Origin of the sequence: Rhodopseudomonas sp. (assembly GCF_013377015.1) — a bacterium.
Lineage (GTDB): Bacteria > Pseudomonadota > Alphaproteobacteria > Rhizobiales > Xanthobacteraceae > JARJEH01.
In genome coordinates this window covers 1,387,934-1,411,953 of the sequence record NZ_JACABA010000002.1, presented here as the reverse complement: position 1 = coordinate 1,411,953, position 24,020 = coordinate 1,387,934, and the positions used below count along the sequence as shown (strand labels likewise).

General features: G+C 63.8%; 18 protein-coding genes, 1 rRNA gene and 1 riboswitch. Of the genes, 9 read left to right on the top strand and 10 right to left on the bottom strand.

All coding sequences use genetic code 11. From position 1 onward, the window contains the following. Positions 1-903, bottom strand: a 16S ribosomal RNA gene (locus tag HXX15_RS15115); the annotation flags it as partial. Between the two features lie 882 nt (positions 904-1,785). Here HXX15_RS15115 and HXX15_RS15110 point away from each other — a divergent pair. Next, positions 1,786-3,840 (top strand): M23 family metallopeptidase, encoded by a 2,055-nt coding sequence (locus tag HXX15_RS15110; protein ID WP_296516879.1) that lies wholly within the window; start codon positions 1,786-1,788, stop codon positions 3,838-3,840. Between the two features lie 8 nt (positions 3,841-3,848). Here HXX15_RS15110 and HXX15_RS15105 read toward each other — a convergent pair whose 3' ends face one another. From HXX15_RS15105 to clpB, 3 genes are all read right to left on the bottom strand, one after another. Next, positions 3,849-5,564: a phage tail tip lysozyme gene (locus HXX15_RS15105; RefSeq protein WP_296516876.1), complete on the bottom strand. Its 1,716-nt coding sequence runs from the start codon at positions 5,562-5,564 to the stop codon at positions 3,849-3,851. Between the two features lie 192 nt (positions 5,565-5,756). Beyond that, positions 5,757-6,725: a hypothetical protein gene (locus tag HXX15_RS15100; RefSeq protein WP_296516874.1), complete on the bottom strand. Its 969-nt coding sequence runs from the start codon at positions 6,723-6,725 to the stop codon at positions 5,757-5,759. 449 nt (positions 6,726-7,174) lie between these two features. Next, entirely contained in the window at positions 7,175-9,811 is a 2,637-nt protein-coding gene (gene clpB / locus HXX15_RS15095; protein ID WP_296516872.1) for an ATP-dependent chaperone ClpB, read from the bottom strand. 221 nt (positions 9,812-10,032) lie between these two features. Here clpB and HXX15_RS15090 point away from each other — a divergent pair, with 221 nt between their 5' ends. Both HXX15_RS15090 and HXX15_RS15085 read left to right on the top strand, forming a co-directional pair. Next, the gene (locus HXX15_RS15090; RefSeq protein WP_296516871.1) at positions 10,033-10,815 is read left to right on the top strand and encodes an MOSC domain-containing protein; all 783 of its coding nucleotides are present in this window, start codon (positions 10,033-10,035) and stop codon (positions 10,813-10,815) included. A 96-nt stretch (positions 10,816-10,911) separates the two neighbouring features. Continuing rightward, positions 10,912-11,775: an alpha/beta hydrolase gene (locus HXX15_RS15085; RefSeq protein ID WP_296516870.1), complete on the top strand. Its 864-nt coding sequence runs from the start codon at positions 10,912-10,914 to the stop codon at positions 11,773-11,775. Between the two features lie 156 nt (positions 11,776-11,931). Here HXX15_RS15085 and metW read toward each other — a convergent pair whose 3' ends face one another. Then, entirely contained in the window at positions 11,932-12,615 is a 684-nt protein-coding gene (metW, locus tag HXX15_RS15080) for a methionine biosynthesis protein MetW (RefSeq protein ID WP_296516869.1), read from the bottom strand. A 1-nt stretch (position 12,616) separates the two neighbouring features. Further along, positions 12,617-13,819 carry a homoserine O-acetyltransferase gene (locus HXX15_RS15075; protein WP_296516868.1) on the bottom strand — a complete coding sequence of 401 codons (1,203 nt, stop codon included), beginning with the start codon at positions 13,817-13,819 and terminating at the stop codon, positions 12,617-12,619. Between the two features lie 89 nt (positions 13,820-13,908). Then, a riboswitch (SAM riboswitch) is annotated at positions 13,909-13,988 on the bottom strand. A gap of 332 nt (positions 13,989-14,320) precedes the next feature. Between HXX15_RS15075 and HXX15_RS15070 the strand changes: the two genes are divergently transcribed. The 3 genes from HXX15_RS15070 to HXX15_RS15060 are packed head-to-tail and all read left to right on the top strand — an operon-like array spanning position 14,321 to position 17,245. Continuing rightward, positions 14,321-15,172: a chorismate mutase gene (locus tag HXX15_RS15070; protein WP_296516867.1), complete on the top strand. Its 852-nt coding sequence runs from the start codon at positions 14,321-14,323 to the stop codon at positions 15,170-15,172. A 25-nt stretch (positions 15,173-15,197) separates the two neighbouring features. Next, entirely contained in the window at positions 15,198-16,295 is a 1,098-nt protein-coding gene (gene hisC, locus HXX15_RS15065; RefSeq protein WP_296516866.1) for a histidinol-phosphate transaminase, read from the top strand. Positions 16,296-16,318: 23 nt separating this feature from the next. After that, positions 16,319-17,245, top strand: a complete 927-nt coding sequence (locus tag HXX15_RS15060; protein WP_296516968.1) for a prephenate/arogenate dehydrogenase family protein — start codon at positions 16,319-16,321, stop codon at positions 17,243-17,245. 216 nt (positions 17,246-17,461) lie between these two features. Here HXX15_RS15060 and HXX15_RS15055 read toward each other — a convergent pair whose 3' ends face one another. From HXX15_RS15055 to HXX15_RS15045, 3 genes are read right to left on the bottom strand one after another with little or no spacing between them, the layout of a single operon-like run. Next, positions 17,462-17,668 (bottom strand): type II toxin-antitoxin system HicB family antitoxin, encoded by a 207-nt coding sequence (locus tag HXX15_RS15055; RefSeq protein ID WP_296516865.1) that lies wholly within the window; start codon positions 17,666-17,668, stop codon positions 17,462-17,464. After that, positions 17,668-17,862: a type II toxin-antitoxin system HicA family toxin gene (locus HXX15_RS15050; protein ID WP_296516864.1), complete on the bottom strand. Its 195-nt coding sequence runs from the start codon at positions 17,860-17,862 to the stop codon at positions 17,668-17,670. Before HXX15_RS15050 ends, HXX15_RS15055 begins: the two co-directional genes overlap by 1 nt. 55 nt (positions 17,863-17,917) lie before the next feature. Continuing rightward, complete coding sequence (locus HXX15_RS15045; protein ID WP_296516863.1) at positions 17,918-18,898, bottom strand: magnesium transporter CorA family protein; 981 nt, start codon at positions 18,896-18,898, stop codon at positions 17,918-17,920. Positions 18,899-19,243: 345 nt separating this feature from the next. Between HXX15_RS15045 and HXX15_RS15040 the strand changes: the two genes are divergently transcribed. Continuing rightward, on the top strand, positions 19,244-19,918 hold the full coding sequence (locus HXX15_RS15040; RefSeq protein WP_296516862.1) for a L,D-transpeptidase: 675 nt from the start codon (positions 19,244-19,246) through the stop codon (positions 19,916-19,918). A gap of 23 nt (positions 19,919-19,941) precedes the next feature. Here the strand turns inward: HXX15_RS15040 and HXX15_RS15035 are convergent, their stop codons facing one another. Continuing rightward, positions 19,942-20,934: an extensin family protein gene (locus HXX15_RS15035; protein ID WP_296516861.1), complete on the bottom strand. Its 993-nt coding sequence runs from the start codon at positions 20,932-20,934 to the stop codon at positions 19,942-19,944. Positions 20,935-21,120: 186 nt separating this feature from the next. Between HXX15_RS15035 and HXX15_RS15030 the strand changes: the two genes are divergently transcribed. Together HXX15_RS15030 and HXX15_RS15025 are read left to right on the top strand one after the other, a co-directional pair. Continuing rightward, positions 21,121-22,749 carry a fatty-acid--CoA ligase gene (locus HXX15_RS15030; protein ID WP_296516860.1) on the top strand — a complete coding sequence of 543 codons (1,629 nt, stop codon included), beginning with the start codon at positions 21,121-21,123 and terminating at the stop codon, positions 22,747-22,749. An 81-nt stretch (positions 22,750-22,830) separates the two neighbouring features. Further along, positions 22,831-24,000: an acyltransferase gene (locus HXX15_RS15025; RefSeq protein WP_296516859.1), complete on the top strand. Its 1,170-nt coding sequence runs from the start codon at positions 22,831-22,833 to the stop codon at positions 23,998-24,000. Positions 24,001-24,020: the final 20 nt, after the last annotated feature.

Sequence of the window (24,020 nt, the reverse complement as noted above, 5' to 3'; positions counted from 1 at the left end):
TTAAACCACATGCTCCACCGCTTGTGCGGGCCCCCGTCAATTCCTTTGAGTTTTAATCTTGCGACCGTACTCCCCAGGCGGAATGCTTAAAGCGTTAGCTGCGCCACTAGTGAGTAAACCCACTAACGGCTGGCATTCATCGTTTACGGCGTGGACTACCAGGGTATCTAATCCTGTTTGCTCCCCACGCTTTCGTGCCTCAGCGTCAGTTACGGGCCAGTGAGCCGCCTTCGCCACTGGTGTTCTTGCGAATATCTACGAATTTCACCTCTACACTCGCAGTTCCACTCACCTCTCCCGTACTCAAGACTTTCAGTATCAAAGGCAGTTCTGGAGTTGAGCTCCAGGATTTCACCTCTGACTTAAAAACCCGCCTACGCACCCTTTACGCCCAGTGATTCCGAGCAACGCTAGCCCCCTTCGTATTACCGCGGCTGCTGGCACGAAGTTAGCCGGGGCTTATTCTTGCGGTACCGTCATTATCTTCCCGCACAAAAGAGCTTTACAACCCTAGGGCCTTCATCACTCACGCGGCATGGCTGGATCAGGCTTTCGCCCATTGTCCAATATTCCCCACTGCTGCCTCCCGTAGGAGTTTGGGCCGTGTCTCAGTCCCAATGTGGCTGATCATCCTCTCAGACCAGCTACTGATCGTCGCCTTGGTGAGCCATTACCTCACCAACTAGCTAATCAGACGCGGGCCAATCTCTCGGCGATAAATCTTTCCCCGTAAGGGCTTATCCGGTATTAGCACAAGTTTCCCTGTGTTGTTCCGAACCAAGAGGTATGTTCCCACGCGTTACTCACCCGTCTGCCACTGACATATTGCTATGCCCGTTCGACTTGCATGTGTTAAGCCTGCCGCCAGCGTTCGCTCTGAGCCAGGATCAAACTCTCAAGTTGGACTTGAAACTTTAAACCGGCTGATCACATCGTTTGACGAGGTCCCACCATATAATGCCGACTACGATTCACATCGTGGCCGTCACGCTTTCTTCAATGAGCAAGCCCATCGAATTGGCATGGTGTAACCTATGTAAACGTGTACCGCCGAAGTCTTTCGTCCGGCCCCAACCCTTTGAAATCCTAGGCTTGCACCCAGTCATTCTCGTGATCGAGACCCGCAAGGACTTCGCCGTCCACGTTTCTCTTTCTTCTCTTTAACTTGTCAAACAGCCCGGGGTTCAAAACCCCATTCCCATCTCTGGGAGGATCGCCGCTTCCTCATCCGACGGCAAATCGCAACCGACACCTATCGGCTGCTGAATCACTCATCTGAGAGAGGAGCTTCAGAGGCGCGGATGCTTGCCTGGGCCAGCGGCCCCGGCGCCCCCGCGCTCAGTGGTCGGGTTATAGGCCCCACCCCGCGGAGTTGTCAACGCCCATCGTCAACAAAATGTCTTATCGCCTCGAAGAATCACCAGGAGCCGAATTAGTCCTGATTATTCAGTGGCTCACGCCGTACTTGAGCCACATTCCTCGGACGTTCTGCTGCACAGGGAAGCGGAAAATGTTCGGTTGCCTGTGGATGGCGACGCCGTATCGGCTCTTCAAGGATCGCGATCGCCATGAAATCGTCGCTTGTCCCTTCCACTCGATCGGCTTCTGGTTCGCGTGCATTGACGTTTGCGGTCGCCGGCATCAACTTGGCGGCGGATTTTCCGAGAGTGGTGACGCCCGAACAGCTGCGCGATTCTCCGATGCCGGGCGAACATCCCGGCTCCACGCGGTGAAAGCCTTCAGCACGATGACTGCAATTTGGGGGACGACGGTTTGAACCAGAGGATGTCACGCGGGCGCGGTTATGGCCGCGAGGTCGAGTATCTCGACCTTGGCCATGAGCCTCCGCTGTCAGTCGATGGCTCCGAAGCCGCGGTGATCGATCGCCGTCGCGTCTCGGTGCAATGGTTCAGCGGAACGATTCTGACCGGCCTGTGCGGCGCAGCCTTGATTGGCGGCGCCGTTTTCGCGTCGCTCGACGGCGAGATGACCTTTGCGAAAGCCCCGGAGCGGGTCGAGGCCGCGCTGCGCGGCGCATTCGGCGCCAGCGACAAGAACGCCACGCTGCATAAGAGCGATCGGTTGCCGCCGCCGAGCGAATCGGCCGCGGCACGCTCCGTGATCAGGGTCTCGACCGTGACCAAGGTCGGCAATCGCGAAGTCATGCGCGTGCGGCCCTTCGTCAAGATCGCCGGCAATCTGTCGCTGACTACGAGCAATCTCACTGCGAAAATCCCGCCATTCAACGCCCAGCGGCTGCTGACAGACGTCGGCGGAGCGGGCGCCGCGGCGGAGCAGGACGCCCAGAATCCCGACGCGGTCGAGCCAGACGCCGAGGTGTCCTTCGTCACCCGCGATCTCGGACAAGTCCTGCCGAAGGCGAGAATCGCCGCCAATGTGGCGATCGACGAGATCCTGCTGCGGGTACGCGACGCCTCGACCTGGAAGGGCAACAGCGGCGTGCGCTACGCTAGCGCCAGCGGCGAGATCGGCGGCCAGCCCGACATGAAGATGGCCTACGCCACCGAAGGCGCCGTCAACGATCCCTATGCCGGTTTCGAGACCCGGGTGGTGCCGGAAAACGTCACCATGATGCCGAAGACCAAGGACCAGGCCACCGGCGGCAATCCGACCAACGAACGCATCCACGTCGTCAAGAAGGGCGACAGCGTCACCTCGATCCTGCGCGATCAGGGCGCCACAGCCGAGGAAGCCAAGGCGATCGCCTATACGCTCGGCGCCCGTGGCCGCGATGGCGGGCTGAAGGAAGGCCTGAAGCTGCGGATCCTGATGGCCCCGGCCGGACCGGGCCAGCGCGTGATTCCCTACCGCGTGGTGGTGGCCAACGAATCGACGATCGAGGCGGTTGCGGCGCTGTCCGACCTCGGCAAATACGTCGCGGTTGACGTCCAGAGCCTCAACACCGTCAGCGAAGCCGCGGACAACAGCGACGACGACGAGGACGATGGCAGCGGCGTCCGGCTCTACCAGAGCATCTACGAGACCGCGCTGCGCGACAAAGTGCCGTCCTCGGTGATCGACGACATGGTGCGGATCTACTCCTACGATGTCGATTTCCAGCGCAAGGTGCAGGCTGGCGATTCGTTCGAGGTGTTCTTTGCCGGCGACGACGAAGGCACCGCCGCGGTGGAGAAGAACGACGTGCTGTTCGCGGCGCTGACCGTCGGCGGCGAGACCAAGAAATACTACCGATTCCAGACCCCCGACGATTCGGTGGTCGATTTCTACGACGAGACCGGCAAGAGCGCTAAGAAGTTCCTGGTCCGCAAGCCGGTCAACTCGGCGATCATGCGATCCGGCTTCGGCGGCCGCCGCCATCCCATCCTCGGCTACGTCAAGATGCACACCGGCGTCGACTGGGCCACGCCCTATGGCACGCCGATCTTCGCCTCCGGCAACGGCGTGATCGAGAAGTCCGGCTGGGAAGGCGGCTACGGCAAATACATCAAGATCAAGCACAACAACGGCTACGAGACTGCCTACGGCCACATGTCGGCCTTCGCCAAGGGCATGGAGCCCGGCAAGCGGGTGCGCCAGGGCCAGGTGATCGGCTTCGTCGGCTCCACGGGCCTGTCGACCGGCGCCCACGTCCACTACGAAATCCTGGTCAACGGCCGCTTCGTCGATCCGATGCGGGTGAAACTGCCGCGCGGCCGCTCGCTCGACGGCCCGCTGATGGCGAATTTCGAAAAGGAACGCGACCGGCTCGACGGCATGATGACCAGCCGCAACGGCGCAAGGGTCTCGGAAGACCTGTCGCCGGCGGCACCCGGCCGCAGCGTAAGCGCGGCGCAGGCAAGACAGGTAAGCACGAGATAGCGAATTGCTCAGGGTTTGAGCGCGTAAAAGAACACCGGCAGACCCTTTCGATCCCGATAATACGCCTTCCATCTCCCGAGCGTGAACGCGTGTGAGAAAATCCCGCGGGACGAGCTGTTGGAGTAGATCACGGTTGCGGACACCGGAGTCTTGACCTCGCCGACAATTCCGACATGCCCGACATTTCCAGCATGGGTCGGCGAGATGATGATCATGCCGGAATCGATCTGCTGCTCCAGCAACGCCGTCTGATTTCTAGCGAGCACTTCGCCCATTTCTGCTGTGCTCAATCCGCCGCCGACCGGTTTGCCGAGGGCTCGCCGGACAACTTCATTGACGGCGTAGGCACAGGCCAATCGGCCGTGATTGGTGTTGGGCGCGTCGCGGGTGACGAGCGTTTCGTCGCATTCCTTGGCCTTGGCGAAGACCCGGGCGTTGACCTCGGCGCTCGAGCCTGCGGGTTGCACCACGACCGCCGGCGGAGTCACGACGGTACCCTTGAAGTCGGCGGAAAGCTGGGCTGCGACTGCGGGAATCACTAGCCCCGCTTTCAACGGAAATATTGTGGTGTCGGTCGCCAGAATGACCGGATTCTGGCCGCTCTCCTGTTTGACCAGCACCTGTCCGCCGTCATCGGTGAACTGATCGATCACCCAGAACGACGCATTGCCGGCGTTGGCCCGTGCAATGACGCGATGGGCGAGATCCGGATCGAGAATCTTGGCGACCTCCGGCGGCACCCGCCTTTCCGCGCTCGCCCTGAAGCTGTTGAGCGCCAAATTGGCCCAGTCGTCGCGCCTGTCAAAATGCTCCAGTCCCGCCTTGGCGCGCTCGAAGGTCGCCTCGAAGGCGCGAACGACCTTCGAAAGATTTGTCGCCTTCTGAACCGCGGTGAGCGCCATCGCCTGGGTCGTTTTCAGCTCCTGCTTCAGAAAGCCGTAGTTCGCGGCGTCCGAAAACGGCGACAATCCGTTGGTACTGCAGAATGATTCAAACAGGTCGCGGCGCGATCCGGTCCACTGCGCCCAGCCGAAGCCGCCTTTCGAACCGGCCATCAGCGGCTTGCGCTCCTGCATCTCGCGAAAGCCATCGCATTCCTCGCCGATATTTCCCAAAATGCCGGCGGCCTGGAAATCCTTCAAAGCGAAATCCGAGATCAGGCTCTCCATGACCCCCGGCGCTTTTGCGACGAAAGTCTCGGTCCCTTTCGCCGGCACTGGCTGGTCGGGATTGGAGGCCGGGCCCGCCGCGACATCTTGGGAATCCAGCGTGGCGGACGAGCCCGGAGCGGCGCCCGTGACCGTCACAAAGGCGGCGGCCATCGCGTTTTTCGTGGCGTCCAGCGCGCTCTGCAGATCGTCGGGCAGCTTTGCGGTGTCGGTCGGCCACTGCGCCTGGTAGAGTTCGACCGCGCTGGGCAATCGGCCCAGTCGGGCGACGCATTGATTCTGCGCCTGCAACGCCATCAGGGCGTAGATGCAGCACTGCATATCCCAATCTTTGACGTCGTCCGCGACGAAATCGGTGATGCCGAACTCCTCGTTCGAGCAGTTGGCGTTCCACTCCGTCTGCGTCAGACGAAACGGACCGAGCCTGTCGCCCGCCGCGGCGTCGGCGATGCCGGAACGAAGTTGCGCCACGGCGACGAGATAATGCGGATGAACCCCGAAGCGCAGTCCTTGGTGGACGCATTCTTCCTCGAAGGCCGGGTGTGGGATCGACATGCCATTTCCTCCCTTTGGTTGCCGGCGGCGAGACCGTTAACGGCCTAAATGCGCGCCGATCGGTTGGTCAGGCCAACTTTGAATTCGGGATGCCGGGGCCGGCTGAACTTCCTCAAATCGTCATCCCGCTCCGGATGGTTGCGTCAGCGCGCTCGCTTGCGAAAACCACAAGCCAATTTTCTCGACAATAATTTACCCGGGACTGCAACTCGGTCCGTCCCTGAGCTTTCGGCGCAGCAAGATCCCCTTCCGATCGGTCAGCACTTCGTCGGAAGCGCCGAGCGCCGCCTTGATCTTGGTTCGGGTTTCCGAGCCGAGCGGCCCCAGATCGCCGGTCGGCGAGACGCAGACGGCCTGCTGGAATTCCTTGATTTCCGGCTTGGTCAGGGATTGTTCGTAACTGCTCAAGCGGGTCGTCGGAGCGACGATGACCGGATTCTTCCTGACCGGCGGCAGCGGCGCAGTCGCACTGGTAATTGTCGACGTCGAGATCAAGGGATCGCTGCGATCGAGCGCGGCGCCGCCGGCTTGCTGAAAAATCGTCACGGTCGAGTTGATGTCCGACTCGATCGTGAACGGGGTGCAGATCGACAAATAGAGCCGCAACGCATGGATCGCGGACGGCCGGTCCGGGATCGTCTTCCTCATAATGTCGAGGCGAAACTGATCGCGCCGGCGCAACACCAGCGTCTGCACCGTGGTTCTGTCGACTTCCAGCAGTAGTCGAGAGTTGACGTTCGTAAAAGTGTTGGCAGCGAAGCCGAACGCCAACCCGGCAAGCGTGATAGGATTGGCGCCGACGCCGGCTACCCGCATGATGCCCTGGCTCGCCACCGCAGTGTCGCCGAGCTCTTTCAGGATTGAGTTGTTGGTCCGGCGTCGATCGTCAAGCCATGCCAGATAGGCATCGCAGCGTCGATCGACGTCGTTCAGCCCGGCCTGCACCAGCAGGGTCCAATCGGACGGGCGAAGCGCGGCATTCAGGCACTGCCCGTCGGAGGTCGAGACCACCGGAAGCGCCTGGCGGCACAGTTCGGACAGATAGAGATCCTGGTATTGCGTCGTTTCGACGATGTCCGAGGAATAGAGGTCGGTCCCTATTCCGTAGCGAAAATACCGAGTGTCTGTGCTATCGCACCCGCCGACCAGTAACGCCAGCACAACGCAACCTGCAACTATCCACGCGCGACGCATCTTACGCACCCCTCCGCAACTCCGCCACGCAGTTCTACGCAGGCCGTTCTTACGACCTTGACGTCATTGCGGACTGGATCGGATCGCACGGGCTGTCGGGGCGACGGAATGCGGCCCGTAGCGTCATTCAGAAAAATATCGACGAAAAATTAGTGCCAAGCCAATGCCTTGCACTACGCGCAAGTTACTAAACGCCCCAAAGTACAATTCTTGTTGCCGGCATTCTGCTGACGATGTGGACGGTTGTGCAAGATGAATCTTGCAGCCGAGAAAATTACCAATCGAGGCTGTACCTTCGTGGCAACACCCGCGTCATCATGCCCTGCAGACCCTAAAGATTCGCAAGCAAAACCCGCCCTCCGCGCGGCAGAGGACGGGTTGGTAGTCCAGTCAACAGACCTGACGGTATCAGTCCCTCAGTTCAGCATCCGCTTCGGCCGCGGCGCGAATTCCTCGATCTCCGCGGTGTGGGGCGGCGCGCCGTTGAAGGTCAGAACGCCGCCTTCGGAGGAGATCGCCACCTGGTCGCCGTCCTTGACGCTGCCGTCGAGGATCATCTCGGCCAAGGGGTCCTGGACGAAGCGCTGGATCACCCGCTTCAACGGGCGGGCCCCATAGGCAGGATCCCAGCCCTTCTCGGCCAGCCAATCGCGCGCGGCGTCATCAAGCGTCAGCACGACCTTGCGCTCCTCCAGCAGCCTCTGCAGCCGGCTGAACTGGATCGCGACAATCGCCCCCATCTCGGTCTTCTGCAGCCGGTGGAACAGGATGATCTCGTCGACCCGGTTGAGGAATTCGGGGCGGAAATGCGCCCGCACCATCCCCATCACCGGCTCGCGCACCGCTTCGGTATCCTCGCCTTCCGGCTGGTTGACCAGGAACTCGCTGCCGAGATTCGAGGTCATGATGATCAGCGTGTTGCGGAAATCGACGGTGCGGCCCTGACCATCGGTCAGCCTGCCGTCGTCGAGCACCTGCAGCAGCACGTTGAAGACGTCCGGATGGGCTTTTTCGATTTCGTCGAACAGCACCACCTGATAGGGCCGACGCCGCACCGCTTCGGTGAGCGCGCCGCCCTCGTCATAGCCGACATAGCCCGGAGGCGCGCCGATCAGCCGCGAGACCGAGTGCTTCTCCATGTATTCGGACATGTCGAGCCGGACCATCGCGGTCTCGTCGTTGAACAGATATTCGGCGAGCGCCTTGGTCAGCTCGGTCTTGCCGACGCCGGTGGGCCCTAAGAACATGAACGAGCCCATCGGCCGGTTCGGATCCTGCAGACCCGCACGCGAGCGGCGCACCGCGGTCGCCACCGCATGGACCGCCTCGAACTGGCCGACCACCCGCTTGGCGAGCGAATCTTCCATCCGCAGCAGCTTGTCCTTTTCGCCTTCCAGCATCTTGTCGACCGGCACGCCGGTCCAGCGCGACACCACCTGCGCGATGTGGTTGGCGGTGACCGCCTCCTCCATCATCTCGCCCGAGCCGTCCTGGGCCTCGATGTCGGCGAGCTTCTTCTCCAGCTCCGGAATCCGGCCATAGGCCAGTTCGCCGGCGCGCTGATATTCGCCGCGGCGCTGCGCGTCGGCGAGTTCGATGCGCAACCCGTCGAGCTCGCTCTTCAGCTTCTGCGCGTTCGACAGCTTGTTCTTCTCGGCGCTCCAGCGCGCGGTCAACGCCTGCGACTTCTCCTCGAGCTCGGCGAGTTCAGCCGACAGCGTCTGCAGCCGGCTCTTCGAGCCGGGGTCGGTTTCCTTTTTCAGGGCTTCCTGCTCGATCTTGAGCCGGATGATCTCGCGATCCATCGAGTCCAGCTCTTCGGGCTTGGAATCGACCTGCATTTTCAGCCGCGCCGCGGCCTCGTCCATCAGGTCGATCGCCTTGTCGGGCAGGAAGCGGTCAGTGATGTAGCGGTTCGACAGCGTCACCGCCGCCACCAGCGCCGAATCGGAGATCCGGACGCCATGGTGCTGCTCGTACTTGTCCTTCAACCCGCGCAGGATCGAGACGGTGTCCTCGACGCTCGGCTCCGAGACGAAGATCGGCTGGAACCGGCGCGCCAATGCGGCGTCCTTTTCCACGTGCTTGCGGTATTCGTCCAACGTGGTGGCGCCGATGCAATGCAGTTCGCCGCGCGCCAGTGCCGGCTTCAGCAGATTGGAGGCATCCAGCGCGCCGTCGGCCTTGCCGGCGCCGATCAGCGTGTGCATCTCGTCGATGAACAGAATGATGCCGCCTTCGGCCGAGGTGACCTCGGAGAGCACGGCCTTCAGCCGCTCCTCGAATTCGCCGCGGTATTTCGCGCCGGCAATCAGCGCGCCGAGATCGAGCGACAGCAGCTTCTTGTCTTTCAGGCTCTCCGGCACGTCTCCATTGAGAATCCGCAGCGCCAAGCCTTCGACGATCGCAGTCTTGCCGACGCCAGGCTCGCCGATCAGCACCGGATTGTTCTTGGTCCGGCGCGACAGCACCTGGATGGTTCGGCGGATTTCCTCGTCGCGACCAATGACAGGGTCGAGCTTGCCATCACGGGCGGCCTGGGTCAGGTCGCGGGCATATTTCTTCAGCGCGTCGTAGGCGTTCTCCGCCGTCGCCGAATCCGCGGTACGGCCCTTGCGCAGCGCGTTGATCGCGGCATTGAGATTTTGCGGGGTGACGCCGCCCTTGCGCAGCAGCGCGCCGGCCTCGGAATCCTTGTCGAGCGCGAGCGCGAGCAGCAGCCGTTCCACGGTGACAAAGCTGTCGCCAGCCTTCTCGGCCGCCTGCTCGGCGGCGTCCAGCGCGCGCGCGGTATCGGGAGCCAAGTAGACCTGGCCAGCGCCTGCGCCCGAGACCTTGGGCAGCTTGTTCAGCGCCGTCTCGGTGGCGGTCAGGATCGCGCGGGAATTTCCGCCGGAGCGGTCGATCAGACCGCCGGCAAGGCCCTCGCTGTCGTCGAGCAGAACTTTCAGGATATGCAGCGGCGAGAATTGCTGATGGCCCTCGCGGACGGCCAAGGATTGCGCCGACTGAATGAAGCCGCGCACGCGTTCGGTGTATTTTTCAATGTTCATTTTTGAAGTCCCTCAGCCTGCCGCTCCGCCCCGAAGGCACGCAAACAGCATCTTCAATGGGTTTCCGCCGGCCGTGTTGACATTTCTCAACCGGAGACGGTCTTTCGCCGGTTGCAGCACCGGCTTGAGGCAAATGTGGGCATAGGCGTCCCGGAACGGAAGAGGCGCTTTCACATTTTCGTGCGGTGGCCGTCGCCGCCGGAATCCCTTAAGAATGAGCGATGATCGCCCCCGCAGCCACCATCGCCAGCATCTATCGCTATCCCGTCAAAGGCCTCACGCCGGAATCGCTGACCGAGGTGGCGTTACAGGCCGGGCAGACGCTGCGAGGCGACCGGGCTTACGCGATCGAGAACGGACCCTCCGGCTTCGATCCGGCCAATCCGGTCTGGAAGGCCAAGACGCATTATCTGATGCTGATGCGCAACGAGCGGCTGGCGGCGCTGCGCACGCGTCTCGACGACGCCACCCACACCCTGTCGATCAGCGCCGGCGGCGTCGAAGTGGCGCGCGGCGACCTCGGCAGCGCGCAAGGGCGCGCCGCGATCGAGGCGTTCTTCGTCGCCGGTTTCGCCGACGAATTGAAAGGGCCGCCGAAGCTTTTGGTCGGGGCCGGCTACAGCTTTTCCGACGTCGCCCGCAAGGTGGTGTCGATCATCAACCTGTCGAGCGTCGCCGCGCTGGAGCAGGTAGTCGGACGACCTATCCATCCGCTGCGGTTTCGCGCCAATCTTTACGTCAGCGGCTGGCCAGCCTGGCACGAATTCGACTTGCTCGGCCAGACGCTGGCGATCGGCGACGCCCGGCTCAAGATCGTGAAGCGAATCGTCCGCTGCGCCGCCATCAATGTCGACCCCGACACCGCCGCCCGCGACCTCGAGATCCCCGCAACGCTGCAGCGGTCTTATGGCCACGCCGATTGCGGGGTCTATGCCGAGGTGATCGACGGCGGCCGCATTGCCGCGGGCGATGCTGTCGAGGTCGAGGAAGCAAGACTGCTGTAGGACATCGTCACCCCTGCCCTCCACGCCGTGCATTGCGGCTGCGGCGATTAGCTGCAAGTCTGGCAGCTATAAATCGCCCGCCGGGAGACCCTTGAAATGCCGTTCGCCACCACTCCGGATCATGTAAAGCTGTATTATGAAGAAGCGGGCAGCGGCACGCCGATCCTGTTCCTGCACGAATTCGCCGCCGACTATGCCAGCTGGGAGCCGCAGCTGCGCTACTTTTCGCGCGGCCACCGCTGCATCACCTATTCGGCGCGGGGCTACACGCCGTCGCACGTTCCCGACAATGATTCCGACTACAGTTTCGAGCACATGCGCGACGACGCGCTGGCGTTGCTCGATCATCTGCAGATCCCCGCGGCGCATTTGGTCGGCCTGTCGATGGGCGCCTATTCGGCGCTGCAGGTCGGCCTGCACGCGCCGTCGCGCGTGCTATCGCTGACGCTGGCCGGCTGCGGCTCCGGCTTCGAGGCCGAGCGCTTACAGGCGTTCCGCGACAAGTGCCGCGCCGACGCAGAGGAATTCGACCGCGGCGGCTCCGAAGGGGTGGCGAAACTGGCCGGCCTGATGCCGGGCCGAATTCCGTTCCTGGTCAAGGACCCGCGCGGCTTTCGTGAATTCCACGACGCGCTGGCGCAGCACGACGCCGCGGGCTCCGCCCGCACCATGCGCGGATTCCAGGGCGCGCGCCCGCCGCTGTCGGAATTCGCCGGAGCGTTGCAGAAGCTCGCGCTGCCGACGCTGATCATCGCGGGCGACGAGGACGACGCCTGCATCGAGTCGAGCCTGTTCCTGAAGAGCCACATCGCCACCTCCGGACTGGCGATGTTTCCGAAGACCGGCCACGTCCTCAACCTGGAAGAACCTGCCCTGTTTAACGCAACGCTGGAACGCTTCCTGGCGCTGGCCGAAGCCGGCCGCTGGGGTCCGCGCGATCCGCGCTCGATCAGGGTGTAGCGCGGCTACGTCACCCGAGTCATTCAGGGGCGCGAGAGCGAAGCTCGCGCGAACCCGGAATCTTGCGGCATTGCCGCGTGGCGAGATTCCGGGTTCGCTTGCAAGATGCTCGCGCCCCGGAATGACGACACATGATCCGCTCGCTCGCGGTGCCAATTACGGACGATGATCGGCCTCGCCCTTCTTCTCCGCCCGGCTGAGCAGGAATACGCCCTGCTCGCCGAACAGATTCCAGAACCACCACGGCGCGTTCAGCCGCAGCGGCCGGCCGTAGCGGTCGAGCGCCACCGCGCGCTCCATCTTGACGTCGATCTCGCCGCACAGCAGCACGAAGTCCTTGATGGTACAGAAATGGATGTTCGGGGTGTCGTACCACGTCGCCGGCAGGTTTTCGGTGCGCGGCATCTGGCCGTTGATCAGCAATTGCCACCGCATGTTGACGTAGCCAAAATTCGGAAACGAGACGATGGCGCGGCGGCCGATCCGCAGCAGGTTTTCCAGCACCGTCTTCGGCTGTCGCGTCGCCTGCAGCGTCTGCGACAGGATCACATAGTCGAACGCATCGTCCGGATAGTTGACGAGGTCGGTATCGGCGTCGCCCTGCACCACCGCGAGGCCGCGGGAGACGCAGCGGTTGACGCCCTCGCGCGACAATTCGATACCGCGACCGTCGACGCCCTTGGTCTCCAGCAGTTGCAGCAGGTCGCCCTCGCCGCAGCCGACGTCGAGCACCTTGGAGCCGGCCTCGACCATTTGCGCCACCAGCAGATGGTCGGCGCGATACACCTTCGGCATCGGCGACGCGGACGGGCCGAACGGCAGGGTCTCCTGCACCGACATGTCAGCGCCCCGCCGGGGTCAGGCCGCGCACGGTGCCGGCGGAATGCAGGAAGGCGCGGGCGATATCGATGAATTCCGGCACGTCGAGCAGGAAGGCGTCGTGGCCGCGATCGGTTTCGATCTCGGCGAACGACACCCGGGCGCCGCCGGCGTTCAGCGCATGCACCACGGCGCGGGATTCCGAGGTCGGGAACAGCCAGTCGGAGGTAAACGACACCACGCAGAATCGGGTCGTGGTGCCGCGAAACGCTTCCGCCAACACGCCATTATGGTCGGCGGCGATGTCGAAATAATCCATCGCGCGGGTCAGATACAGGTAGCTGTTGGCGTCGAACCGATCGACGAAGGACGACCCCTGATAGCGCAGATAGCTCTCGACCTGGAAATCGGCGTCGAACGAAAACGTCGGCAGGTCGCGATCCTGCATCCGCCGCCCGAACTTGCGATGCAGGGCCGCGTCGGACAGGTAGGTGATATGCGCGGCCATCCGCGCCACGCCGAGCCCGCGGTGCGGCGTGGTGCCTTCCTCGAAATAGCGGCCGTGGCGCCAGTCCGGATCAGCCATCACCGCCTGACGGCCGAGTTCGTGAAAGGCGATGTTCTGCGCGGAGTGCCGGGTCGAACAGGCCACCGCCAGCGCGGAAAATACCCGATGCGGATAGGCCACGCTCCATTGCAGCGCCTGCATCCCGCCCATCGAGCCGCCGACCACGCAGAACAGCGTGTCGATGCCGAGACGGTCGAGCAGCATCGCCTGCGCGCGGACCATGTCGGGAATGGTGACGACCGGAAAATCCAGTCCCCATAATTTGCCGGTGGCGGGATTGGTGGAGGCCGGGCCGGTCGAGCCCATGCAGCTGCCGATCACGTTGGAACAGATCACGAAATAGCGGCTGGTATCGATCGGCTTGCCGGGGCCGACCAGGGTCAGCCAGCCGCCGGGCTTGGCGGTGATCGGGTGCACATTGGCGATGTGCTGGTCCATCGTCAGCGCATGGCAGACCAGGATGGCATTGGATTTGTCGGCGTTGAGCTCGCCATAGGTCTGGTAGGCAATCTGGAACGGCGCCAGATCGACGCCGCAATCCAGCCGCAGCGGCTGGTCGGCGCCGAACAGCGCCACTTGCGAACTCGGATGATCGGCCTCGTGCGCGCGCTCCTCGCTGGCAATCATCTGGTTCTTCACCGGTTGAACATTCATCATCTCGAACCCGGCCTCGTTGACGAGGTCACGCAGATCAACACTGGAATCGGGTCACAAAAAAACCCGGCCTGAACATCGTTCGGCCGGGATCAAAACTGTCCCCGGCCTGTTTAGCGAGTTGTTTAACGTGGCTGCAAGCCGGCCGGCTCAAATGACCACGGAATGGGTCATGAACTTAATATCCAGCCGGCGGCCCGTCAAGACGAGCATCCGCATTCGCCCGCAACCCGGAGCACCCCGTCATTCCGGGGCGCGTGAGCGAAGCTCGCGCGAACCCGGAATCTTGCTCCAGGCACTTACCCGGCCGCAAGATTCCGGGTTCGCTCGGCCTGCGGCCTCGCGCCCCGGAATGACGGCGCTTTGCGTTCGACCGCAGCCGGGCGATCTGGCATCGCAAACTGATAACGTTTGCTTTGCATTTGCCCGGCGCCTTACCTAATCAAGGCGCGCGGTTAACCGTCCGTGCGACCGCCGCCCCACCTTGCTTGACGGAATTCCACCATGTCGCCACCGCCCCCCTCGCCTCCGTCGCTGGCCGAGCTGCGCCGCGAAATCGACGGCATCGACGAGCAGGTCCACAATCTGCTGATGCAGCGCGGCGACATCATCGACCGGCTGATTTCGGTGAAGCAGACCCAGGAAGTCGGCTCGGCGTTCCGTCCGGCGCGCGAGGCCGACATGATGCGCCGGCTGGTGCAGCGGCATCGCGGCATCCTGCCGCTCGACACCGTCGAGAGCATCTGGCGCGTCATCATCGCCACCTTCACCTACGTCCAGGCGCCGTTTTCGGTCCATGCCGACCAGTCGCTCGGCGAATCCGCGATGCGGGATTCGGCGCGATTTCATTTCGGCTTTACCGTGCCCTACGTCCCGCATTTCAGCGCCTCGGCCGCGGTCGAGGCGGTGGCGCGCTCGAAAGGCGATCTGGCGCTGGTGTCGGCGACCTCGAGCAGCAATCCATGGTGGATCCCGCTGGAGTCCGCGGGCGTGCCGAAGATCATCGCCCGGCTGCCGTTCATCGAGCGCGCCGACCATCCGGCCGCCTTGCCGGTGTTCGTGGTGTCGCGGGTCGCCGACAGCGCGATGGTGACCGAAGTCGAAATGTGGAGCATCCGGGTGTCGGGCTGGAACGCCGAGATCGCCCGCGCGGTGTCGCCGCTGGCCGAGGTCGTCGCGGTGCCCGATACCGCTTTCGACGGCGCGGCGCTGCTGATCTCGATTGCGAGCACCAGCACCCTCGATGGCATCAAGGCTGCCCTGATCGCTGCGGGGGCCTCGGTGCGCTCATCGGCCCTCGTCGGCAGCCACGCGAAGCGCTATACGGTGCCCCCGACCGGCGCGCCGCGCGCCTGAACTGCCCGTTGATCCGGAGTTGATGATGTCCCGTCCCGTGCCGAAGCCCGGCATTCTCGATATTGCGCCCTACACCCCGGGCAAGAGCCCGGTCGCCGAACCCGGCCGCAAGGTGTTCAAGCTGTCCGCCAACGAGACCCCGTTCGGGCCCTCGCCGCGCGCGATCGAGGCCTACAAATCCGCCGCCGACCATCTGGAGGATTATCCGGAGGGCACCTCGCGGGTGCTGCGCGAAGCGATCGGCCGCAGCTTCGGGCTCGACCCGGACCGCATCATCTGCGGCGCCGGCTCCGACGAGATCCTCAACCTGCTGGCGCACACCTATCTCGGCCCCGGCGACGAGGCGATCTCGACCGCCCATGGCTTCCTGGTCTACCCGATCGCCACCATGGCGAACGGCGCCAGCAATGTGGTGGCACCCGAGGTCGACTTCACCTGCGACGTCGACGCCATCCTGAAGGCCGTGACGCCGCGCACCAAGCTGGTGTGGCTGGCCAATCCGAATAACCCGACCGGCACCTACATCCCGTTCGACGAGGTCAAGCGGCTGCGCGCCGGGCTGCCGCCGAACGTGCTGCTGGTGCTCGACGCCGCCTATGCGGACTACGTCTCGCGCAACGACTACGAATTCGGCATCGAGCTGGTGGCGACCACCGACAACACCGTCGTCACCCACACCTTCTCGAAGATCCATGGCCTCGCGGCGCTGCGGATCGGCTGGATGTTCGGGCCGGCGCAGATCGTCGATGCGGTGAACCGGATTCGCGGGCCGTTCAACGTCTCGACGCCGGCGATGCTGGCCGCAGTCGCGGCGATCGAGGACACCGCGCATCAGCAAATGTCGCGCACCCACACCGAGAAGTGGCGCAACGTGCTGACCGATGAAATCGGCAAGCTCGGCCTCAAGGTAACCCCGAGCGTGACCAATTTCGTGCTGATCCATTTCCCGACCACGCCGGGCAAGACCGCCGTCGAGGCCGACGCGTTCCTGACCAAGCGCGGCCTGGTGCTGCGCGCGCTCGCCAACTACAAGCTGCCGCATGCGCTGCGCATGACCATCGGCACCGAGGAAGCCAATCTGCTGGTGCTGGACGGGCTGCGCGACTTCATGGCGCAGCCGTGACCGCCACTACGCAGACCGCGCCACTGTTCAAGAGGATCGCGCTGATCGGCTTTGGCCTGATCGGCGGATCGATTGCGCGCGGCGCGCGGATTCAGGGGCTGGCCTCCGAGATCGTCGCCACCGCGCGTTCGGCGGCGACGCGCGCGCGCGTCGCGGAACTTGGCATCGTCGATCGGGTGCTTGAGAGCAATGCTGAAGCAGTCGCGGGCGCCGACCTGGTCATCCTGTGTATCCCGGTCGCAGCCAGCGGCGACGTCGCCCGAGAAATCGCGCCGCACCTGGCGCCGGGCGCGATCGTGTCCGACGTAGGTTCCGTGAAGGGATCAGTGCTGCGCGCGATGGCCGAGCATCTGCCCGCCAATGTGCATCTGATCCCCGCGCATCCGGTGGCCGGCACCGAGAATTCCGGCCCTGATTCCGGCTTCGCCGAATTATTCATCAACCGCTGGTGCATTCTGACGCCGCCGGACGGCGCCGACGCCGACGCGGTGGAGAAGCTCGCCGCGTTCTGGCGCGGGCTCGGCGCCAATGTCGAGATCATGACCGCCGATCACCACGACAAGGTGCTGGCGGTGACCAGCCATCTGCCGCATCTGATCGCCTATACAATCGTAGGCACGGCCGAGGAGCTCGAAGGAGTGACCCGCTCGGAAGTGCTGAAGTTCTCCGCCGGCGGCTTTCGCGACTTCACCCGCATCGCCGCGTCCGACCCGACGATGTGGCGCGACGTGTTCCTGACCAACAAGGACGCGGTGCTGGAAATGCTCGGCGAGTTCCAGGAGGACTTGTCGAAGCTGACCCGCGCGATCCGCCGCGGCGACGGCGAGGCGCTGTTCGACCACTTCTCCCGCACCCGCACGATCCGCCGTGGCATCGTCGAGATCGGCCAGGACGAAGCGGCGCCCGACTTCGGCCGCAAGCACGCGGCGCTGCAAAGGCCGGCGGAGTAACGTGGCTTCATAGCGCGGAAGAAGAAACCGAAGAAGAAGTGAACGGCTGCGCAATAACGAAGCGTATCGTGCAGATCCAAAGGCGGATTTCGCTGCGCTATTCCACACTCCGTGCTGGGTCGTGAGTGTCGGGCCTGCCAAAGAGTGGTCCTCCGCATCGGATCGTTGGGTTGCGCGCTAACGCGCCAACCCAACCTACGGAATCTCTTCGCTACATCACATCTCGACATATTCCGCGATGCTGGTCGGCGGCGGCACGGCGAGGCCGTCGGCTTTGAGACCTTCGATGTGGAACCGGATCGCATCGCGAATTTCGGTTTCGACCGCAGCGACCGTATCACCGGTGGCAACACAGCCCGGAAGATCCGGCACGTAGGCGGAAAAGTTTCCGGCGGCTTTCTCAATGATGATTGCGTATCGCATCAACGTCGTTCCTTCAGACCGGATTGCTTCAAGATACTGTTCAATGTGCCTGGCGCAAGGTCATCGGAAAGTTTGCCGGCGACGGTGACCCGACCCGGATGAACCGGATGCTTGAATTGCCGGTGACTGCCGCGCGTCGCAACCAGAAACCAGCCTTCACGTTCCAACAATTGGACGATGTCCTTGACCTTCATCGCAATGCCGTCTGCGCTTCATCCCTGCCGTGTCCGCGAGGCGCAGAAAACAACCCTACAACCACTTCTTCCACTTGAACAACAGATACGGCCCGACCGCGGCGCAGAGCATCATCACCAGCGCCATCGAGTAGCCGTGCGGCCATTCCAGCTCCGGCATGTTCTTGAAGTTCATGCCGTAGATCGAGGCGATCAGGGTGGGCGGCATCAGCACGACGGCCATCACCGAGAACAGCTTGATGATGTTGTTCTGCTCGAGATTGACCACGCCCAGCATGGCGTCGAGCGTGAAGGTGATCTTGTTCGACAAATAGCTGGCGTGGTCGGTCAGCGAGACGACGTCGCGCTGCATGGTCTTGAGCTGCGCGCGCATCTCCTTCGACCATTTGACGCCCTCGACCTCGGCGGTGACGAAGGTGACGAGGCGGCCGATCGAGACCAGGCTTTCCCGCACCTTCGAGACCAGATCGCCCTTGCGGCCGATGGTGATCAGGATGGTGGAATAGCGTTTGGCGTGGCCGGTGCGGGCGGCGCCCTCGGGCTCGAAGATATCGCGGCTGACGTCGTCGACGTCGGAGCCGGCGCGCTCCAGGATGTCGGCGCAGCGGTCGATCACGGCGTCGAGCAGTTCCAACAGCACGGTCTCGCCATTGGCGCCGGGCGCGATGCTGCGCGCCAGCTTGTTCTCCACCAGCAGGAACGGCCGCGGCGCGTCGTAGCGCACCGTCACCAGCCGATGGCTGGAGAGGATGAAGGTGATCGGGCTGATCCGCGGCGAATCGGTGTCGGCGGCGCACATCAGACTGGCGGTCATGTAGCGGGCGCCGTTCTCGATATAAAGCCGGCTGGAAATCTCGATCTCCTGCATGTCCTCGCGGGTCGGGATCGCGATCCCGGACAATCGCTCCACCGCGCGGTCTTCCTCCGGGGTCGGCTTTTCGAGGTCGATCCAGACCGCGTTGTCGGGCAGCGATTCGAGATCGACCGCGCTGGCCTTCTTCAATGCGGAATCGGCGAGGGCGAAGATCGAGATCATGAAGAACTCCAGAGGATCGGCGGTCGGCGGGAAGGCGGCCAACCTCCAGTGCGCAACTCCGCGGCGTTTGGCAAGCCTGCCGCCGGCATCGGCGTGAGGTATCCGTTTGCGGCGACGGCGTGGCGCCGGCGTGGCGAGGGTCCGCAGGCGCGGCAGAGGTGCCTGCAAATTAACCGCTGGATGCAAGACCTGCGGTAAAATTGCCACAGGCGGAATGCTGCGTAGCGAAGCAGTGATCTAAGCACTGGAAAAACGACGGATTTCAGCGATACTAAAGGCCAAGAATCGTAGTTTTGCGATGCACGGCTGTGCGCCTCGGGCGCCGGATCTCGATTGGAACTTTTTATGGCGTCTTTTGCAACGAAACTGGGATTACTGGCCGCAGGCGTGTTGCTGTCGGGTTGCATGCAGACGACGTATCAGGAGACGTCGCAGACCGTATTCAAGCCCCGCGACAAGGAACTGCTGGCCAAGGTGTCCTACGTCAAGACCCCGGTCGCCGAGCCGTTCCGCCGCGCCATCGTCGACTACCACCGTAAGGAAGCGCCCGGCTCGATCGTGGTCGATTCCGACAATCATTATCTTTATTTGGTGCAGGACGGCGGCAAGGCGATCCGCTATGGCATCACCGTCGGCGAGGAAGCGATGGCCTGGTCGGGCATCGCCAAGATCGGCGCCATGACGGAGTGGCCGCCCTGGCATCCGACCCCGAGCGAAATCTCCCGGCTCGGCGTGCCGAAATTCGTGGCGCCCGGTCCCGACAATCCGATGGGTTCGCGCGCGCTCTATCTCTATTCGGGTGGCAAGGACACCTTGTTCCGGATTCACGGCACCAATCAGCCGGAATATATCGGCGCGTCGATTTCGTCGGGCTGCATTCGCCTGACCAATGAGGACGTGATCGACCTCTACAACCGGGTCAAGCAGGGCGCGATCGTGGTCGTGCTGGAACCCAAGCACGGCGACTCGCCTTACAATTCGAAGATGGCCCTGCAGGGCGGCGGCAGCGCGATGCAATAACCGCGACGTCGCGGTCGTGAGTTTCAAAAGCGCCGGTTAATCCGGCGCTTTTTTGTTGCCGGCGGATCGGCCGGCCGTTCCATATCGGCCGGGTCGATGTCGTCTGGCTCCGCCTGCTGCGGCCCGGCTGGTTTGGCGGCCGGCTCGGCCGCTTCCTTGGTCGCTTCCCTGACGGCAACCTTTTCGCGCGGAGGCGCCTGCTCCGGCCGATCGGCCGGCAGCAACGGCGCCACCTGTGGCAGCGGGTCCCAGACGTGCCACTGGCAGATCCGGTAGTCGCCGCGCCGCAGCGCCAGATCGAGATGGATGTGGTCCTCGTGATACCAGTCCGATCCCGGCCCCAGCACCGTGGTGAACCGCGCGCACACCGATTGCAGCACGCTCTCGCGCAATTCGCGCGAGACGCCGCGATCGGTCAGCGAGATCGTCTGTCCGTTGCCGAGCTTGAGGCCACGGACATCGATCGCATTGGCGCGGCCGTGCTCCGACAATTTCGCGCCTTTGACGCGGTTGCGGCCGCGGCATTCGTAGGAATCGAAATTATCCAGATTACTCAGCGTGGTGTCGAGCGACGCCGCCAGCGGCGCGAGATCCGAGCGGACCCAGTCCGCCAGCGCGCTCGCCATCGTGCAGCGAAGGATCGCCGCCGGCTTCACCGCGACGCGGCTGTGGTCCGCCAGCACGATCGCTTCGAGCCGTACCAGGTCATCGCCGCCGCAGCCGCCGTCGCCCTTGATATCGGCGATACTGGGCGCGATCGCAACGGCGTCGGTCAGCGCCAGCCGGCAGGCCGATGGCGGCGGCGGCTCCGACTTGGCCGCCGCCTCGGCCGGTCTCGGCTCCGGAATCGGCGGAGTCGCCGCGACCGGATCGGAATGGCTGGCCGCCTCGGTCGGTTTGGCGGGCTCCGCCGCCGCGGCCGGCGCTCCGGCGGGGCGCGGTCGCGGCACGGCGGCGACGCGCTTGGCGGCGCGGCGCGGCGACCGCGAATCCTGAAACAGCGCATCCCAAGGCATGCTAATTCCGCTCCGCGCGGTGCGCGCCGCGGCCGGCGCTGAAAAAAGCATCAGCAAAACCGCGACGACGGTAACCATTGACGCTTCGCCGCGGAGCAAATCGCCACAAGACCATTTCCGGGCGGCCTTCGCCGCGCTAAAGTTGCCGCCAATCCCTGAGGGATAACAATGAGGAGGAGCGTTCGCATGCTTGGATTGATGCAAGATTGGCCTTTGCTTTGTCACCGGATTATCGAGCACGCGGCCCAGGTTCATGGCAACCAGGAGGTCGTGTCGCGCTCGGTCGAGGGGCCGATCGTTCGCACCACCTATGCGGAAATTCACAAGCGGTCGCTGAAGGTGAGCCAGATGCTGGACCGCGCCGGCATCAAGCTCGGCGACCGCGTCGGCACCATCGCCTGGAACACCGCGCGGCACCTGGAGTGCTGGTACGGCATCATGGGGATCGGGGCGATCTGCCACACCGTCAACCCGCGGCTGTTCCCGGACCAAATCGTCTGGATCGTCAATCACGCCCAGGACCGGGTGATGATCACCGACCTCACCTTCGTGCCGGTCCTGGAAAAGATCGCCGACAAGCTGCCCAGCGTCGAGCGCTACATCGTGCTGACCGACAAGGAGCACATGCCGCAGACCACGCTGAAGAACGCGGTCGCCTATGAGGAATGGCTGAAGGAGGCCGACGGCGACTTCCAGTGGAAGACCTTCGACGAGAACACTGCGGCGGCGATGTGCTACACCTCGGGCACCACCGGCGACCCCAAGGGCGTGCTGTATTCGCATCGTTCCAACGTCCTGCATGCCCTGATGGCCAACAACCCGGACGCGCTTGGCACCCGGGCCCAGGACACCATGCTTCCGGTGGTTCCTTTGTTCCATGCCAACAGCTGGGGCATCGCATTTTCCGCACCCTCGATGGGCACCAAGCTGGTGATGCCGGGCGCCAAGCTCGACGGCGCATCGGTCTACGAGCTGCTGTCGACCGAGAAGGTCACCCACACCGCCGGGGTGCCGACGGTGTGGCTGATGCTGCTGCAGCACATGCAGAAAGAAAAGCTGACGCTTCCCCACCTCAAGATGGTGGTGTGCGGCGGCTCGGCGATGCCGCGCTCGATGATCAAGGCGTTCGTCGACATGGGCTGCGAGGCGCGCCATGCCTGGGGCATGACCGAGATGAGCCCGTTGGGCACACTGGCCACGATGAAGCCGCCGTTCGACAAGCTCGAAGGCGAGGCGAAGCTCGACCGGCTCGCGACCCAAGGCTATCCGCCGTTCGGCGTGCAGATGAAGATCACCGACGATGCCGGCAAGGACGTGCCATGGGACGGCAAGACCTTCGGCCGACTCAAGGTGTCGGGACCGGCGGTGTCGAAGGCCTATTACCGGGTCGATACCGAGATTCTCGACGACGCGGGCTTCTTCGACACCGGCGACGTCGCCACCATCGACGGCGACGCCTATATGCGGATCACCGACCGCTCCAAGGACGTGATCAAGTCCGGCGGCGAATGGATCTCGTCGATCGATCTGGAAAACCTCGCGGTCGGCCATCCCAAGGTGGCGGAAGCCGCCGTGATCGGGGTTTATCACCCGAAATGGGACGAACGGCCGCTGCTGATCGTGCAGCTCAAGCCGGACCAGACCTGCACCCGCGAAGAGATCCTGCACTACATGGACGGCAAGATCGCCAAATGGTGGATGCCGGACGACGTGATCTTCATCGAGGCGATCCCGCACACCGCCACCGGCAAGATCCTGAAAACCTCGCTGCGCGATCAGTTCAAGACCTACGCCTTCCCCACCGCTGCGGCCTAACCGAAAGCCAAAGCTACCGACCTCTCCCCGCGTTCCGCCGGGAGAGGTCGCGTCGCTATTCCAGGTGCAGGAGCGCGTTCAATGGACGGCAACGCGCCGGCGATCCACCCGCAGCAATACGACGCCCCGCCCCAGCGCAACCGCGGCCTGGATGCATTGCGGGGCAGCGTCACCTTGCTGGTGCTGCTGCATCACACCGCCACCACCTACGGCGCGACCGGCGGTTGGTTTTATCGAGAGCTCCGCCCCGACGGATCGCCAAGCTCGCTGCTGCTGACGATCTTCGTGGCCGTGAACCAGTCGTTCTTCATGGGCCTGTTCTTTCTGCTGGCCGGCTACTTCACGCCCGCATCAATACGCGCCAAGGGGGCCCTGCGGTTTGCCCGCGACCGGCTGCGGCGGCTCGGCCTGCCACTGCTGGCGTTCGGTCTGGTGCTGGGTCCGGTCACCGTCGCGCTGGCGCAGACCAGCCGGGGCCGACCATTTCTCGATACCCTGCTGGCGGTCTGGCGCCAGGGCCGCTTTGTCGAAGGACCGCTGTGGTTCGCCGAAGCGCTGCTGATCTTCAGCGCCGCCGCGCTGCTCTGGCATCTCGCGGTTCGCCGCGGCAACGAGACTTCCGCCGAGACCAGTCTCAGCGCTTTTCCATCCAACCGAACGCTTGCCATCGCGGCGATCGTCACCGGCGGCGCGGCCTTTGCCTTGCGGCTGTGGTGGCCGGTGGGGGCCGACATCTGGGGCCTGCAACTCGGCTATTTCGCCGGCTATACGGTGCTGTTTGTCGCCGGTTGCATTGCCGCCGACCGCCGCTGGCTGGAGCGAATTCCGCCGGCGAGCGTCCGACTGTGGTCCCGCGTGGCGCTGATCTGCCTGCCGATCCTGCCCGCGGCCTTGCTGCTCGGCTCGCTTCTGCCGGCGTTGCACGAGCCGGCCGAGGGCGGCTTCAATGCGCAGGCTCTGCTCTATGCATTCTGGGAGCCGCCGCTGGCGTGGGGAATCATCCTGTGGCTCGTGGTCTTCTATCAGCGCCGCTTCCCGCGCCTGGACGGATTGTGGCGACAGCTCGCCGCCCGCGCCTACACGATCTACATTATCCATCCGCCGGTGCTGGTCGGCGTGGCGCTGGCCTGGCGCGACATTGCGGCTCCCGCCTTGCTGAAGTTCGGAGTCACCGGCTTCGCCACCTGCGCGATCAGCTTTTCATTGGCGGGGCTCATTTTGCGCATTCCCGGAGCCAAGCGCATCCTTTGAGCCGCCGCCATTCGACCCTT